This is a genomic window from Streptomyces sp. NPDC053560 (assembly GCF_044544605.1).
Classification (GTDB): domain Bacteria; phylum Actinomycetota; class Actinomycetes; order Streptomycetales; family Streptomycetaceae; genus Streptomyces.
In genome coordinates, this window is record NZ_JBITXI010000002.1 from 447,688 (window position 1) to 462,791 (window position 15,104).

General features: G+C 73.6%; 12 protein-coding genes. 2 read left to right on the plus strand and 10 right to left on the minus strand.

The genetic code is table 11. The features are described 5' to 3' along the window. Positions 1–27 precede the first annotated feature (27 nt). The 9 genes from ACIGQF_RS05295 to ACIGQF_RS05335 all read right to left on the minus strand — a co-directional run bounded on the left by ACIGQF_RS05295 (position 28) and on the right by ACIGQF_RS05335 (position 13,521). Positions 28–849: a TrmH family RNA methyltransferase gene (locus ACIGQF_RS05295; RefSeq protein ID WP_399705738.1), complete on the minus strand. Its 822-nt coding sequence runs from the start codon at positions 847–849 to the stop codon at positions 28–30. Between the two features lie 335 nt (positions 850–1,184). After that, entirely contained in the window at positions 1,185–2,426 is a 1,242-nt protein-coding gene (cobA, locus tag ACIGQF_RS05300) for a uroporphyrinogen-III C-methyltransferase (RefSeq protein ID WP_399705740.1), read from the minus strand. 416 nt (positions 2,427–2,842) lie between these two features. Beyond that, complete coding sequence (gene cobT, locus ACIGQF_RS05305; RefSeq protein ID WP_399705742.1) at positions 2,843–7,192, minus strand: nicotinate-nucleotide--dimethylbenzimidazole phosphoribosyltransferase; 4,350 nt, start codon at positions 7,190–7,192, stop codon at positions 2,843–2,845. Between the two features lie 239 nt (positions 7,193–7,431). After that, a complete protein-coding gene (gene cbiE, locus ACIGQF_RS05310; protein WP_399705745.1) occupies positions 7,432–8,646 on the minus strand; it encodes a precorrin-6y C5,15-methyltransferase (decarboxylating) subunit CbiE in 1,215 nt (404 codons plus the stop codon). Positions 8,647–8,872: 226 nt separating this feature from the next. Then, the gene (locus tag ACIGQF_RS05315; RefSeq protein ID WP_399705748.1) at positions 8,873–9,508 is read right to left on the minus strand and encodes a GNAT family N-acetyltransferase; all 636 of its coding nucleotides are present in this window, start codon (positions 9,506–9,508) and stop codon (positions 8,873–8,875) included. A 197-nt stretch (positions 9,509–9,705) separates the two neighbouring features. Continuing rightward, complete coding sequence (locus ACIGQF_RS05320; protein ID WP_399705750.1) at positions 9,706–10,557, minus strand: MetQ/NlpA family ABC transporter substrate-binding protein; 852 nt, start codon at positions 10,555–10,557, stop codon at positions 9,706–9,708. Between the two features lie 67 nt (positions 10,558–10,624). Beyond that, positions 10,625–11,407, minus strand: coding sequence for a methionine ABC transporter permease (locus ACIGQF_RS05325; protein WP_399705752.1), 783 nt, complete (start codon positions 11,405–11,407; stop codon positions 10,625–10,627). Further along, on the minus strand, positions 11,404–12,456 hold the full coding sequence (locus tag ACIGQF_RS05330; protein ID WP_399705754.1) for a methionine ABC transporter ATP-binding protein: 1,053 nt from the start codon (positions 12,454–12,456) through the stop codon (positions 11,404–11,406). The genes ACIGQF_RS05325 and ACIGQF_RS05330 overlap by 4 nt, the downstream gene beginning before the upstream one ends. Before the next feature lie 423 nt (positions 12,457–12,879). Beyond that, positions 12,880–13,521: an HAD-IA family hydrolase gene (locus tag ACIGQF_RS05335; RefSeq protein ID WP_399705756.1), complete on the minus strand. Its 642-nt coding sequence runs from the start codon at positions 13,519–13,521 to the stop codon at positions 12,880–12,882. A gap of 181 nt (positions 13,522–13,702) precedes the next feature. On the opposite strand from ACIGQF_RS05335, the gene ACIGQF_RS05340 reads away from it, so the two are divergent. Both ACIGQF_RS05340 and ACIGQF_RS05345 read left to right on the plus strand, forming a co-directional pair. Next, entirely contained in the window at positions 13,703–14,071 is a 369-nt protein-coding gene (locus ACIGQF_RS05340; RefSeq protein WP_399705758.1) for a hypothetical protein, read from the plus strand. Next, on the plus strand, positions 14,064–14,507 hold the full coding sequence (locus ACIGQF_RS05345) for a hypothetical protein (protein WP_399705761.1): 444 nt from the start codon (positions 14,064–14,066) through the stop codon (positions 14,505–14,507). Before ACIGQF_RS05340 ends, ACIGQF_RS05345 begins: the two co-directional genes overlap by 8 nt. Before the next feature lie 75 nt (positions 14,508–14,582). Here the strand turns inward: ACIGQF_RS05345 and ACIGQF_RS05350 are convergent, their stop codons facing one another. Beyond that, entirely contained in the window at positions 14,583–15,086 is a 504-nt protein-coding gene (locus ACIGQF_RS05350) for a GNAT family N-acetyltransferase (RefSeq protein ID WP_399705762.1), read from the minus strand. Positions 15,087–15,104: the final 18 nt, after the last annotated feature.

The window sequence follows — 15,104 nt, forward strand, 5'->3', positions numbered from 1 at the left end:
CCGCCCGTTCCCGGGCCCTGCCCCTTCTCAGGCCGTGCCCGGGCGTCCCGTGGCGACCGCGTAGAAGGCGACCGCCGCGGCCGCGCCGACGTTCAGCGAGTCGACGCCGTGCGCCATCGGAATGCGCACCCATTCGTCCGCCGCGACCAGGGCCTGCCGGGACAGTCCGTCGCCCTCGGCGCCGAGCATGAGCGCGGCCCGCTCCAGCCGGTGCGGCGCCGCCTCGTCGATGGCGGTGGCCTTGTCGTCGGGGGTGAGCGCGAGCAGCTTGAAGCCGGCCTCCCGTACGGTCTCCAGGCTCCGCGGCCAGTGCTCCAGGCGCGCGTACGGCACGGAGAAGACCGCGCCCATCGACACCTTCACCGACCGCCGGTAGAGCGGGTCGGCGCAGTCCGGCGAGAGCAACACGGCATCCATGCCGAGGGCCGCGGCGCTGCGGAAGATCGCGCCGATGTTGGTGTGGTCGTTGACCGCTTCCATGACGACGACGCGGCGCGCGGACGCGAGCAGCTCGCCGGGCTCCGGAAGCGGCTTGCGCTGCATCGAGGCGAGCGCGCCACGGTGTACGTGATAGCCCGTCACCTGCTCGGCGAGCTCGGGGTCCACCGCGTACACCGGGGCCGGCACCTCGTCGATGACGTCCCGCATGACGTCGACCCACTTGGCGGAGAGCAGCATGGACCGCATCTCGTACCCGGCGTGCCTGGCGCGCCGGATCACCTTCTCGCCCTCGGCGATGAAGAGCCCCTCGGCCGGTTCGCGCCTGCGGCGCAGTTCCACGTCGGTGAGGCCGATGTAGTCACGCAGCCGGGGGTCGTCGGGGTCGTCGACGGTGATGATGTCTGCCACGGGTCGATGGTGCCTTGTCGTCGTTGTGGTTCCCATGCCGGGAGCCGGTTTTGTTACCTACGGTTACGGCCATCGGTACGGGGAGGGCGGGCGGCTCACTGTACGGCTCGCCGGTGCCGGACCGGGAGACTCACCGGTGCCGGACCGGTCGGCTCGGCGGACGGCGGCGGGTCGGCCTGTGGACAACCCGCCGCCGTCCGCCACACCCCTGTATAACCCCAACAAAGGGGGGCCAGGTGGCGAAGCGTCACTTCACGGCGTACCTGGCCACAGAGCGAAGGCGCAGGGCTCGGAGGTCCCGGCTCGGAGGTCCCGGGCTCGACGGCCCTCGCGCCTCACGGCTTGAAGGTTTTCGCGGCGTTCACCACGTCGCCGATGACGATGACGGCGGGCGGGCGGACGTCCTCTTCCTTGACCCGCGCCCCGACCGTCTCCAGCGTGGCGTCGACGCGGCGCTGGGTCGCCATCGTGCCCTCCTGGATCACGGCGACCGGCGTGTCGGCGCCGCGCCCGTGCTGGACGAGGGCCGCGGCGATGGCGCCGATCTTGTCCACGCCCATCAGGATCACCAGCGTGCCGCGCAGCTTCGCCAGCGCCGCCCAGTCGACCAGCGAACGCTCGTCGTCGGGCGCGACATGGCCGCTGACCACGGTGAACTCGTGCGCGACGCCGCGGTGGGTGACGGGCACTCCTACCGCGCCGGGGACGCTGATGGAGCTGGAGATGCCCGGCACCACCGTGCAGGTGAGGCCCTCGGCGGCCAGTGCCTCGGCCTCCTCCATGCCCCGCCCGAAGACGAACGGGTCGCCGCCCTTGAGGCGCACCACGGCCTTGCCGGCCTTGGCGTGCTCGATGAGCGCGTTGTTGATGGCCTCCTGAGCCATGAACCGGCCGTACGGGATCTTCGCCGCGTCGATGACCTCGACGTGCGGCGGCAGCTCGTCCAGCAGGTCGCGGGGGCCGAGCCGGTCGGCGATCACCACGTCGGCCTCGGCCAGCAGCCGGCGGCCGCGCACCGTGATCAGGTCGGGGTCGCCGGGACCGCCGCCGACCAGGGCGACGCCCGCCGTACGCCGCCGGTGCTGCGGCGCGGCGATCGTGCCGTCCCGCAGGCCCTCGACGATGGCGTCCCGGACCGCGGCGGCGCGGCGCGGGTCGCGGCCGGCGGCGTCGGTGTTGAGGACGGCGACGGTGACGCCTTCGCTGCGGCCGGTGGCCGGCGTCCAGGCGGTGGCCGCCTCGGCGTCGTCGGAGCGTACGGCCCAGACGCGGTGCTCCTCGGCCTCCTGGGAGGCAGCGGCGTTGGCCGCGTCGTCGTCGGTGGAGATCAGCGCGTACCAGGCGGCCGCGAGGTCACCGGGCCGGTACGTACGCCGCTCCCAGGCCAGCTCGCCCGCGTCGGCCATGGCCTCGACGGAGGGCGTGGCCGACGGCGAGATCAGCAGGACGTCGGCGCCTGCGGCGATCAGCGCGGGCAGCCGGCGCTGGGCGACCTGGCCGCCGCCCAGCACCACGACCCGGCGGCCGGTCAGGCGCAGGCCGACGGGATAGGCGGCGTGCTCGGAGGGAACGGCCATGGCGGTACGGCTCCTTGTGCGGGTGATGCGGGGCCGCTTCGGCACTGGAGCGGCGTGAGGGTGGTGGTGCGGCCGGTACGGGCGGCCACGCGTTCCGGCCCACAGCCTATTTGGCCGCGGGCCCGGGGTCATGCGCGGGCGGCCCTGAGACGGGTCCATGGGTGTGCCGACGGGCCCCGTGGGAATGCCCGGCACCCCCACGGGGCACGGGGCCTGTGGGAGTGCCGACGGGCCCTGTGGGTGCGTCGGCGGGCCCGGAGGAACGAGATTCCGGGGCGGGACGGCGCCAGGGCCGGCAGGGCACGGCCGAACGGGCACGCCCTGCGCCTGTGGCGGTGGTGAGGGGCGGCGACCCGGCTCGGTGCGGGTCTCGGTGAGCTCCGTACCGGCGGGCCGTCGCCCCTCCCCGCGGGCCGTCAGCCCTTCTCGGTGACTCCGGCGGCGTCGAACGTGGCCACCTCGTGCATCGCACGCGCCGCGCTCTGCACGATCGGCAGGGCGAGCAGCGCGCCCGTGCCCTCGCCGAGACGCAGGTCGAGGTCGACCAGCGGACGCAGGCCCAGCTTGGTCAGGGCCGCGACGTGCCCCGGCTCGGCGCTGCGGTGGCCCGCGATGCAGGCGGCCAGCGCCTCGGGCGCCACGGCCCGCGCCACCAGCGCGGCCGCGCCGGCGCTCACGCCGTCCAGGATCACCGGCGTACGCAGCGACGCGCCGCCGAGGATCAGGCCGACCATCGCGGCGTGCTCCAGGCCGCCTACGGTCGCGAGGACGCCGATCGGGTCGGCCGGGTCCGGCTGGTGCAGTTCGAGGGCGCGGCGGACGACGTCGACCTTGCGGGCGTGCGTCTCGTCGTTGATGCCCGTGCCACGCCCTGTGACCTCGGCGGGGTCGCTGCCGGTGCAGACGGAGATCAGCGCCGCGGACGCGGTGGTGTTCGCGATGCCCATCTCGCCGGTGAGCAGCGCCTTGTTCCCGGCCGACACCAGGTCACGGGCGGTCTCGATGCCGACCTCGATGGCCTTGAGCACGTCTTCGCGGGACATCGCGGGCCCGGCGGTCATGTCGTCCGTACCGGGGCGCACGTTGCGCGGCAGCAGGCCGGGGGTGGCCGGCAGCTCGGACTTCACGCCGACGTCCACGACGCAGACCTCGGCGCCGACCTGGTTCGCGAAGGCGTTGCAGACCGCGCCGCCGCCGAGGAAGTTGGCCACCATCTGGCCGGTGACCTCCTGGGGCCACGGGGTGACGCCCTGGGCGTGTACGCCGTGGTCGCCCGCGAAGATCGCCACGGCGGCGGGTTCCGGGATGGGCGGCGGGCACTTCCGCGACAGGCCGCACAGCTGCGCCGAGATGATCTCCAGCATGCCGAGCGCGCCGGCCGGCTTGGTCATCCGCTTCTGCCGCTCCCACGCCTCGCCGAGCGCCTTGGCGTCCAGCGGGCGGATGCCCTGCAGGGTCTCCTGGAGCAGGTCGTGCGGCTCGGCGCCGGGCAGCGCGCGGCGCCCGTACGTCTCCTCGTGCACGACCCAGGACAGCGGGCGGCGCTTGGACCACCCGGCCTGCATCAGCTCGGGCTCCTCCGGGAACTCGTCGACGTACCCGACGCACAGGTACGCGACGATCTCCAGGTGGTCGGGCAGGCCCAGCTCTCGGACCATCTCGCGCTCGTCGAAGAAGCTGACCCAGCCGACGCCGAGGCCCTCGGCACGGGCGGCGAGCCAGAGGTTCTCCACGGCGAGCGCGGAGCTGTACGGCGCCATCTGCGGCTGGGTGTACCGGCCGAGCGTGTGGCGGCCGCCACGGGTGGGGTCGGCCGTGACGACGATGTTGACCGGGGTGTCGAGGATCGCCTCGATCTTCAGCTCGCGGAACTGCTTCGCGCGCGCCTTGGGCAGCGACTTGGCGTACGCCTCGCGCTGCTGCATCGCCAGCTCGTGCATCCGCTCGCGCGTCTCGGCGGACCGGATGACGACGAAGTCCCAGGGCTGGGAGTGGCCGACGCTGGGGGCGGTGTGGGCCGCCTCCAGGACGCGCAGCAGTACGTCGTTGGGGATCGGGTCGTTGCGGAAGCCGTTGCGGATGTCCCGGCGCTCGCGCATCACGCGGTGCACGGCGGCACGCTCGTCGTCGCCGTAGCCCGCTGCGGGGTCGACGGGCCGGAGGGCCTCCGCGTCTGCGCCCGTGTCCGAGCCTGCGTCCGCGTCCCGGTCTCCCGCCGCGTCGGCGTCGGGCGCTACGGCCTCGGAAGCGGGCTCGGGAGCTTCGGCCCCGGCCGTGGGCTCCTCGGTACCGGCCTCGGCACCGGCCTCGGCGTCGGCCGCGGCGGCCGGGCCGGGCTCGGGCCCGGCCTCGCCCTCGGGGGCCGGGGCCCCGGGAGCCGTGGCGTCGGGAGCCGTGGCGTCGGGCACCGGTACGGCATCCGTCTCGGCCTCGGGAGCAGGCTCAGCGCCGGACTCGGCCTCGGGCGCCTCGGCGGCGGCAACGGTCTCGCCCTCAGCAGCGGTCTCGCCGTCGGGGGCGTTCCCGGCCGCGGGCTCGGCGTCGGAATCGGAATCGGAGTCGGAAACGGCCTCAGGTGCCGGTGCCGTTGCCGTCTCCGCCTCGGCAGCTGCGTCAGCGGCGGCCGCGTCCTCAGCGGGCGCCTCGGCGGCGGCCGTGGCTGCCGTCTCCTCGACGGTCTCGTCCGCGGCTGCTGCCGCGTCCGGCGACGCCGACGGCTCGGCCTGCGCGTTCGCCGACGCATCGCCCGCGTCGCCCTCGGGAGCGGCTGCCTCGGGCTGCGCCACCGGCTCGGCCTGCGCCGCTTCGGGAGTCTCAGCGACCTCAGGAGTCTCAGCGACCTCAGGAGTTTCGACAGCCTCGGGAGCCTCGGCAACCGCGGGCGCCTCCACCTCCTCCGGAGCCGCCTCAGCAGCATCCGGAGCGGCCGCGGCCTCGGGCTCGGCGGCAGGAGCGGCCTCGGCCACGCCCTCCTCGACCACACTCTCCTCAGGAGCAGCCTCGGCCGGTACGGCGGCCTCGACCGGCCCGGCGGGCTCAGCCGGTGCGGGGGCTTCCACCGGTGCAGTGGCCTCCGCCGGTACGGCAGGCGTCGGGTCCGCCGCGAAAGCGGCGTCGATCGCGGCCTGCGTGGCCTTCGCCTTGGCCGACCGGGCCGACCGGGCCCGTGGCACGTTGGCGCCGGCCGTGTCCTCCGCACCGTCCTCGCCGAGCTGCACCAGCTCGGCGGCGTCCTGCGGGGCGGGCTGCGCCTCGGCGGGAGCGGCGGCCCGGACCGGCTCGGCTTCGGCGGCGGGCGCCTGCGGCTCGGCCACGGCCTGTTCTTCGTTGTGCACGTGTTCCTCTGCTACGGGCTCCGCTTCGGGCTGCTCCGCGGCTGCCGGTACGGCCTCGCCGGTACCGTCCGCGGGGCCCTGCTCGCCCTCGGTGTCGTTCTGCTGCGCGGCGGCTCCGGCCTCCTGCGCGCCGTCCTCGGCAGCGGGCTCCGGCGCCGCGGGCGCGTCGGCCGGTGCCTCGGCCTCCTCCTGGCCCGGCGCGACCTGAGCTGCGGCGTTGTGTTCCGCCGCGTCGGCCTCGGGGAGCGGTGCGGCGACACCGTGCTCCACGGCTTCCTGCTGCTCGACAGGGGCCTGGGCCTCAGCGGCCTGCACCTCCTGAGCGACCTCAGCCGCCTCCGCGGCCCCCGGCTGCTCATCGGCCTCGGCCACCTCCCCGGCCCCAGCGGTACCGGCAGCATCTCCCACCGGCTCGGCGTCCCAGGCCGGCATCTGCGCCGGAATGCTCACGCCACCGTGCTCCGGCGCCGGTGCGGGCTGCGCGGCCGGCGCCGCCTGCGCCTCGGCCGGAGCCTGGACGTCCTGCCCAGCCTGCTCGGCCTGCTCCACCTGCTCAGGCTGCTCACCGGGCGCCTGCTCCGCCTCGGCCTCCGGCAGCGGCATCGGGGCCGCCTGCTGGGCCGCCGGCTGGGCGCCGTCCTCGGGGAGGGGGCCCGGGGCCGCCCCCGGGAGCGGGCCCGGCTCGTCGCGCGGGATGTCGAGGTACTCGGGGCCCACGGTCGGCGGGCCGGCGTGGCGCTGGGGCGGCTGCGGGGTGCCGGCCGGGCCGCGGTCGGCGAGGGAGCGGACCACGCCGCCGGTGTGTGCCTCGGGCACGGGCGGGCCCATGTGCAGCGGTCGGCGCGCGGGCGTGGCCTGCTTCGGCATCGCGGCCTGGCCCGGCATGGCGCCCGGCGGCGTCGCGCCCGGCTGCGGGGCCCCCGCATGGGCCGCGTCCGGCTGCGGCTGGACGGCCTGGGGCGTCTGCTGCACGGCCTCGGGCATCCGTACGCCGCCGACGTCGACGGAGCCGGTGTCCCGGCCGCCGTGCTCGTGCGCGCCGGCATCGGTGGCGGGAGCCGCGGCGGCGGGCTGCGCCTCGGCGGGCGCGGCGGCCGGCTGCTCCTCGGCGTACGCCATCGGCTCGTACGGCGTCGGGTCGTAGGCGGCCACCGGGTCGTACACCGCGCCCCGGCCCGGGGTGTAGTCGGCGTACGGGATCTGCTGCTCGGCGGGGGCGGCCTGCTGCTCGCTGCCCCAGGCGCCCTGGGCGCCCGGCATCAGCAGGTCGTCGTCCTCGCCCTGCTCGGCGGTGTCGAGGTAGGCGTACGCGTCGTGCGGCTGCTGGCCGGCGTCGGCAGGGGCTGGAGCGGCCGCAGGCAACGGCCCTCCGGGATGTCCGCCTGCGTTCTCCGGCAGTCCCTCGCCCGGGACCTGGCCGGTGTCGGTCATGCGTACCCCTCGCCCATCGGTAGTGCTCCTTCCAACCGCTCGTCCGACGCGCTCGACCGCGGCACGCGCCGACCGCCCCCATAGCTAGAACGAGCGAGCGCGCCTCGCGGCACGTCCGCCCTCAAGAGCATCTTGTGCGGTCAAAACCTCGGACTTTTCCGGATATTGACCCACGGCTCCGATCGCGGAACGGCGGCGCAACGATCCGCCAGCCTACCTCCCACGGGTGACCGTTCGGGTCAGGGGTGATGCACGCGGTAACCGCACACGAGGAAGACGACGGCCCGCTCCCGCTCCACCCATACGGAGGTGTCCAGCTCGACGGACTGGAGGAGGGCGCACTCGACTTCGTACCCGCCGTCGGCCAGCGCGCGGCCGAGCGCCTCCGCCTCGTCGCGGGTGGCGGCGTGGGTGACGATGCGTTCGGGGCGGCGGGCCGCGCAGGCGGTGACCACGGCCGTGCCGCCGCCCCCGATGCGGACGACGTCCGGCTCGGGCAGGTCTTCCAGCGCCTGGGGCGCGCGGCCGTGCACGACCTGGAGCTGTACGCCGTACCGGCGGCCGACGGCGGTCGTACGGGCGCAGGCGTCCGCGTCGGAGTCGACGGCGATGACGGCGGCGCCGAAGCGGGCGGCCTCCACCGCGGCGGCGCCGGAGCCGGCCCCGATGTCCCAGACGAGGTCGCCGACGGCGGGGCCGAGACGGGCGAGTTGGGCGGTGCGCAGCTGGCCGGACTCGCCCTCGGTGAGGCCGCCGCCGTACGCGCTGTCGGAGAGGCCCCAGCCGCGCGGTCCGGAGGGGTAGCCGATCTCGTGGGCGGCGAGCCAGGGGCTGCCCTGGGTGGCGGCGCTGCCGCCGCCGGCGACGATGACGACGTTGGGGTCGCGCCAGACGTGGTCGGCTGCCTTGTCGGACGTGAGGACGGTCACCTGCTCCTGGGTCGTGCCCAGCGCTTCGCAGATGACGAAGGTGCGGTGCACGTCGCGCAGCAGGAGGGCCAGTTCGGCGGGGCCCGCGCCGGGCGAGGTGAGGACGGCGACCTTGGTGTGGGCGCGGCAGACGTTGACGGCGCGGCGCAGGTCGCGGCTGTGGGCGACGACGATCTGGGCGTCGTCCCAGGGCATGCCGGCGCGGGCGAAGGCGGCGGCGACGGAGGAGACGGCCGGTACGACCTCGACTTCGAGGCCGTGTTCGGGGGCGCGCAGGGTGCGGACGACACCGAAGAAGCCGGGGTCGCCGTCGGCGAGGACGACGGCGGTGCCGCGGTGCTGCGCGATGCGGCGGGCGGCCAGTTCGACGCTGCCGAGTCTGATCCGTTCGGCCGCGGGCGGCACTTCTTTGAGCGCCAGGTGGTGGGCGGCACCGGCCACCAGGGTCGCCGCGCCCAGTGCGGAGCGTGCGGCGGCGGTCAGAGGCGAGCCGTCCCACCCGATCACGGTGACGCGGTCGGCCATCTGCAGCTGTCTCCCTGGTCTCGTCGTGCGGTTGTCCGTGGCCGCCGGTGGTCCGTGCGGCTGTACGTGCGGTCGTCCGTGCCTCGTCCGTACGGCCGGGCGGTGGTCCGGTCCGTGCGGGCGTCCCGTCGTGCGGGGGTGGATCAGGTGAGGGTACCCCGAGCGGCTGGGCGTGCCGCCGGGCGCGGACGGCGCGGTCCGGGGCCCGGCACCGGTGCCCGGCCCCTCAGTTCCACTCCGGGTAGGCGAAGCCGTTGGCGTCGGCAGTACGGTCCGGGGGCCCGTCGAAGTCCTCGGGCAGCAGGCTCCAGACGATGAGGTCGGTACGGATGTCGGTCCAGCTGCCGTCCTCGGTGCGGGAGCGGGCTATCCAGGCGTTGCGGAGCACGCCCTCGCTGATGCAGCCGAGCTTCTGGGCGACCTGCTGCGCCGCGGTGTTGTCGGCGGCCGTACGGAGCTCCAGCCGCTCGAACTTCTGGTCGCGGAAGAGCCACTGGGCGACGGCCAGCGCGGATTCGCAGGCGTATCCCTCGCCGCGGGCCCAGGGGGCGGTGATGTAGGAGAGTTCGGCCCCGCGTATCCGCCAGTCGGTGCGGTCGATCCGGACGGTGCCGACCAGGCGCTGGGTGAGGAACTCGTGGACGGCGAAGGCGAGGCCGCGGCCGGAGGTGCGGACGGCCGGGGCGCCGGTGGTGACCCACTCCTCGGCGTGCGCGGTGGTGTACGGGAAGGGCTGCGCGGTCCAGGCGACGACGGCTTCGTCGTTCATCATGTCGCCGAGTGCGGGGATGTCCGTGTCGTCGAAGGGCCGCAGCACCAGACGCTCCGTGCTGATGGAGATGTCCGGAAAAGTGGATGTCATGCAGCCTGCTCCCACGCCGTGGACGTAGAGCTCCGCGAAGCGCCGTACGGCTTCGTGCAGCTCCGTGCATACGTTCGGGCTTCTGCCCGTCTTTGAGTGCACAAGCATGCAGCATCTGCCTGCGAATGTGCCAAGTATGACGGCCCGTATCTGCACTGATAAGGCAGGTACGGGCCGTCGTACGGGGGTGTGGCGGGTCAGCCGACCTTGCTGAAGGACGGCAGCACGGAGCCGTCCTTGTACTTGGTCTCGATGAACTTCTTGACCTGGTCGGAGTTGAGCAGCTTCGCGAGCTTCTGCACACGCTCGTCGTTCTTCTTGCTCTTGTCGACGGCGAGGAAGTTGGCGTAGGGGCTGTTCTTGGCCGACTCCAGCGCCAGGGAGTCCTTCTTCGGGCTCAGCTTCCCGGCGATCGCGTAGTTGCCGTTGATCACTGCCGCGTCGAAGTCGGGCAGCGTCGGCGCAAGCGTCTCGGCCTTCGACTCGGAGATCTTCAGGCCCTTCTTGTCACCGATGTCGTTCAGGCCGGGCACCGCGGGGGCGTCGGCCTTGAGCTTGATGACGCCCTCCTTGTCGAGCAGCTTGAGGGCGCGGGCCTGGTTGGGCGCGTCGGAGGGGACGCCGATGGTGTCGCCGGAGCCCAGGTCGGAGAGGCTCTCGTGCTTCTTGGAGTACAGGCCCATCGGCTCGACGTGGACGTTGGCGACCGGGACGACGTCGCCGTCGTTCTTCTTGTTCCAGTCGTCGAGGAACTCCTTCGTCTGGAAGTAGTTCGCGTCGAGGGTGTTGTCCTTGGTGGCCGGGTTGATGAGCTGGTAGTCGTCGAAGATCTTGACGTCCAGCTTCAGCTTCTCCTTGGGCGCCAGGTTCTTCTTGACGTACTCCAGGATCTCGGCGTGCGGAACGGAGGTCGCGCCGACGACGAGCGGGCTGCTCGCGCTGTCCGACCGGTCGACATCCGGGTCGGAGGGGGCGCTGCACGCGCCGAGGGCGAGGGTGAGCGCGGCGGCGGCCGCGACGGCGCCGGTGAGCTTGACGGTGTTACGCACGAAGAGTGCCTTCCTTACAGGTGGTGTTCCGCCCGGCAAAGGGTCCGGGCTCCAGGGGGTCGGTGGCTCAGGCGGCCTCGTCCGCGGTCTCGCGGACCTTGGCCGTGTCGGCGCGGGCCTCGGGCTCGGGGTCCGGTGCCGCGGTGCGGGACTTCGGCGACTTCAGGAGGCGTACGGGGGCGGAGGCGCGGGAACCGCGGGCGCTGAGCCGGCGGACGACCAGGTCACCGGCCAGCTGGATCACGGTCACGATGATGACGATCAGTACCACGGTGACGCCCACGAAACGCATGTCGTTGCGCTGCTGGCCATAGGTGATCGCCACGCTGCCCAGGCCGCCGGCGCCGACCGCGCCGGCCATCGCCGAGTAGCTGATGAGCGTGACGACCGTGTTGGTGAGGCCGGCGACCAGCGAGGGCAGCGCCTGCGGCAGCAGCACCTTGAAGATGATCGTCCAGGTGCCGCCGCCCATCGACTGCGCGGCCTCGACCAGGCCGCCGTCGACCTCGCGGACGGCGGTCTCGACCAGGCGGGCGAAGAAGGGGATGGCGCCGATCGCCAGCGGGACGACGGCGGCGCTGGGGCCGCTGGCCGTGCCTATCAGGTACCGCGTGAAGGGGATCAGCGCGATGACCAGGATGAGGAAGGGGATCGAGCGGCCGACGTTCACGATCGCGCCGAGCACCTTGTTGACCGCGGAGTTCTGCAGCTGCCTGCCCGGACCGGTGAGGACCAGCAGGATGCCGATCGGCAGGCCGCCGATGACGGCCCACACCGTGGACCACCAGACCATGAACAGGGTGTCCAGGGTCGCGATGGACAGCACGTCCCGCATCGCGTTCCAGCTCACTTGGCGACCTCCTTGGTCAGCACGGCGGCGGACTCGGTGGCGCCGTCCCGCCCGACGATGTCCACCTGGAGGCCCTGCTCCCGCAGGAAGCCGATCGGTACGACGTTGTCCTCGAAGCGGCCGGGCAGCTCGATGCGCATCCGGCCGATCTGCTTGCCGCCCACGGTGTCCATGGCGGCGCCGAGGATCGACACGTCGACGTTGTAGGTCCGCGAGAGGGTCGAGATGACCGGCTCGGTGGCCGCCTCGCCGTGGAAGGTGACGTCCACGACCGTGCGGTCCTCGGCCGAGGCCTCGCCGGTGACCGGGAACAGCTCCGTGGCCAGCTCCGAGCCGGGCGTGGCCAGCAGCTCGGAGACGGTGCCCTGCTCGACGACGCGGCCGCCCTTCATGAGGGCAGCGGAGTCGCAGATGGACTTCACGACGTCCATCTCGTGGGTGATGAGGAGGACGGTGAGGCCCAGCTGCCGGTTGAGGTCGCGCAGCAGCTGGAGGATGGAGCGGGTGGTCTCCGGGTCCAGCGCGCTGGTGGCCTCGTCGGAGAGCAGCACCTTCGGGTCGCCGGCGAGCGCGCGGGCGATGCCGACGCGCTGCTTCTGGCCGCCGGAGAGCTGGGCGGGGTACGCCTTGGCCTTGTCGGCGAGGCCGACCAGGTCCAGCAGCTCCAGCGCCTTGCGGCGGCGCTCGCGGCGGGAGACCTTCAGGATCTCCAGCGGGAACTCGATGTTGTCCAGGACGGTGCGCGAGGACAGCAGGTTGAAGTGCTGGAAGACCATGCCGATGTGGCTGCGCGCGGCACGCAGCGCGGGGTTCGCCCGCTGGCCGCTGCCCGCGAGCGCGGTGAGGTCCTGGCCGGCCACGGTGACCGTGCCCGAGGTGGGGCGCTCCAGGAGGTTCACGCAGCGGATGAGCGTCGACTTGCCGGCGCCGCTCTGGCCGATGACGCCGTACACCTCGCCCTCGCGGACGTGCAGATCGACGCCGTCCAGCGCGGTGACCTCGCGGTCGCCTGAGCGGTAGACCTTGGTGAGGCCTGTAGTGGTGATCACAGGGATATCCGTCACGGTTGAGTGCTCGGCGGCTCGTCCGCCGGGCACGGGGCATTCATTGCGGAGTGCGGCATGAGGATCGCGGAGGCACACGGGCGGCGGGCGCCCGGGTCCTGGGTCCGGTGACGCGGGGCGGCCGGCGGTACTGCGTACGGAGGCCCGGCGTACGGGAGGTACGGGGCGCGTCTGTACGGGTCGTCCGGCGCATGGGAGCGGGTCTCGCTTCGGGGCGCGAGGCTCAGGCGGGGGCCCTCAGCGGTCACACATTCGACACATGCGACGAGCACCGGGCGCTTTGTGCGCCTCGGTCGCGGGGATGCGGCAGCTCGTCGTGGTCATGATGGCCAGTAAACCAGACAGGCGTACGGACCGATCAAGCCCGTCCGGATTCCGGAAGGGTCCGATCAGTCCGTGGACAGCGGCTCAGCCGCCGGCCGTGATCTCCACGCCGTCCGCCGTGGCCTGCGCGGACACGGCCGACAGATCGGGAACGATCACGTCGGCCACCAGCTCCTCCGCCGGGGCCGTTGTGGTCAACGCCACGGTCGTGGCACCGGCCGCGCGGCCCGCCGCGAGACCGGCCGGCGCGTCCTCGAAGACGGCGCAGCGGGCCGGGTCCACGCCCAGGTGCCGGGCGGCGAGCAGGAACGGCTCGGGGTCGGGCTTGCCGCGGGTGATCTCGTCCGCGGTGATCAGGTGCTTGGGACGGATGCCGACGGCGGCGAGCCGGGCCTCGGCGAGCTTGCGCGTCGCGGAGGTGACCACGGCCCAGCGGTCGGCCGGGAGCGAGTCCAGCAGCGCGCGGGTGCCGGGCAGCAGCACCACGCCGCTCACGTCCTGCGTCTCCAGCTCCTCGATGCGGGCCAGGGCCCCGGGGATCTGCTCGGCGGGCAGCAGGTCGGCGACGATGTCGGCGGCGGGCCGGCCGTGCAGCTCGACCTCGGCGAACGCCTCGGTGACCCCGTACTCCTCGGCCCAGCGGCTCCAGCAGCGGTGCACCGAGTCCATGGAGGAGACGAGCGTGCCGTCGTTGTCGAACAGGAGGGCGTCAACGGAGAGCTTCATGGTCACCGAGGGTACGGGGCATGCGGGTCCCTCTGCCGGGCCGGGCGGGAGGGCCCACGGGCCGGGGCCGGCCCCCCGCCGGGCCGGGGCCGCGCGCGGGCCCGCCGCCGGCGCCGATTAAAGTCGGGGGCATGCCCCACAGCCCCACCGCGCGCAGCCGCGCCGCCGTGCGGAGGTCCCGGTGATCGACGCGCTGACGGTCGCGGTCGGCGTGACCGCCCTTGCCCTTGCCGCCTGGTGCGGCTTCGCCGCGTACCGCGACGAGCCGACCAAGGACTGGCACTTCATCGGGATGGCCGTCGTCTCCCTGCTCGCCCTCGTGCAGCTGGTGATCGCCGTCGTGAAGCTGGCGGGCGGCGAAAAGCCCGACGACGGTACGGCGATCTTCCTCGCCTATCTGATCGGCGCCGCGGCCTGCGTGCCCGCCGCCGGATTCCTGTCGCTGTCCGAGCGGACCCGCTGGGGCTCGGTGACGGTGGCGGCCGGCGGCGTGGTGCTGGCCGTGCTGGAAGTGCGGCTGTACGACATCTGGGGAGGCGGCCATGGCTGAGCCCGCGACGACCACCACGAAGGACACCTCCGCCGGGAGCGGCCGCCTCTCGCTGGGCTCGGGCCCCGGCCGGCTGCTGGTCTGGCTGTACGGCGTCTTCACCGTCGGCGCCGCCTCGCGGGCCGCATACCAGCTGATCGCCCAGTACGACCGGGCCCCGCTGTCGTACATCCTGTCGGCGGTCTCCGCCGTGGTGTACGCCGTCATCCTCTTCTCGCTGGTGCGCGGCGGGGAGACGGCGCGCCGGGTGGGCCTGGTCTGCTGCTGCCTGGAGCTGCTGGGCGTGCTCGGCGTCGGCACCTGGACGCTGCTGGAGCCGTCCGCCTTCCCCGACGCCACGGTCTGGTCGGGGTACGGCTACGGCTACCTCTTCATCCCGGTCTTCCTGCCGGTCACCGGACTGCTCTGGCTGCGCCGCGGCCGCCGCGGCGGCTGACTCCGTACGGACACGGCCGCGGGCCCCGTACGTGCGGCTGCACGTACGGGGCCCGCGGCACAGGTACGGGAAGGCTCAGGCGCTCGCTACGTACGCCTGGGCCGAAGCGTCCTTCTCCAGCGTGATCAGGCTGAGCCGGCGGCTGACCTCTTCGGTGCCGACCTGGGCGTAACCGCGGCTGCGGTACAGCCGGAGGTTGCCCTCGCTGCGGTGGCCGGTGAGCAGCCGGAAGCGGGTCACGCCGTGCTCGGCGGACAGCCGCTCCTCGACGGCGGCGAGCAGCCGGCTGCCGAGCCCGTGCCGCTGCATCCGCGGATGCACGATCAGCTTGTCGATGCTGCCCACGCCGTCCGCGTCGACCGCGCCCCGCACGGAGCCGACGACCTCGTCACCGAGGCGGGCGACCACCACGCAGCCGTCCCGCATCTCGGTACGCAACTCATCGAACGTCTGCGTGAGCGGCTCGATCGAGTAGTCGTCGTACAGCGCGGCCTCGGACTGGTAGCACAGGTACTGCAGCTTGAGGATCTGCTCGGCGTCCCTGTCGGTCGCCGCAGAGATGGTCACGCTCATGCCCATGCGTGCTGGCCTCCCCTT

Coding starts and splice junctions, on each gene's coding strand:
- cbiE (WP_399705745.1), bottom strand. CDS start 8,646: ATGGCCGACCGCGTCACCGTGATCGGGTGGGACGGCTCGCCTCTGACC.
- cobT (WP_399705742.1), bottom strand. CDS start 7,192: ATGACCGACACCGGCCAGGTCCCGGGCGAGGGACTGCCGGAGAACGCA.
- ACIGQF_RS05335 (WP_399705756.1), bottom strand. CDS start 13,521: ATGAAGCTCTCCGTTGACGCCCTCCTGTTCGACAACGACGGCACGCTC.
- cobA (WP_399705740.1), bottom strand. CDS start 2,426: ATGGCCGTTCCCTCCGAGCACGCCGCCTATCCCGTCGGCCTGCGCCTG.
- ACIGQF_RS05350 (WP_399705762.1), bottom strand. CDS start 15,086: ATGGGCATGAGCGTGACCATCTCTGCGGCGACCGACAGGGACGCCGAG.
- ACIGQF_RS05345 (WP_399705761.1), top strand. CDS start 14,064: ATGGCTGAGCCCGCGACGACCACCACGAAGGACACCTCCGCCGGGAGC.
- ACIGQF_RS05315 (WP_399705748.1), bottom strand. CDS start 9,508: ATGACATCCACTTTTCCGGACATCTCCATCAGCACGGAGCGTCTGGTG.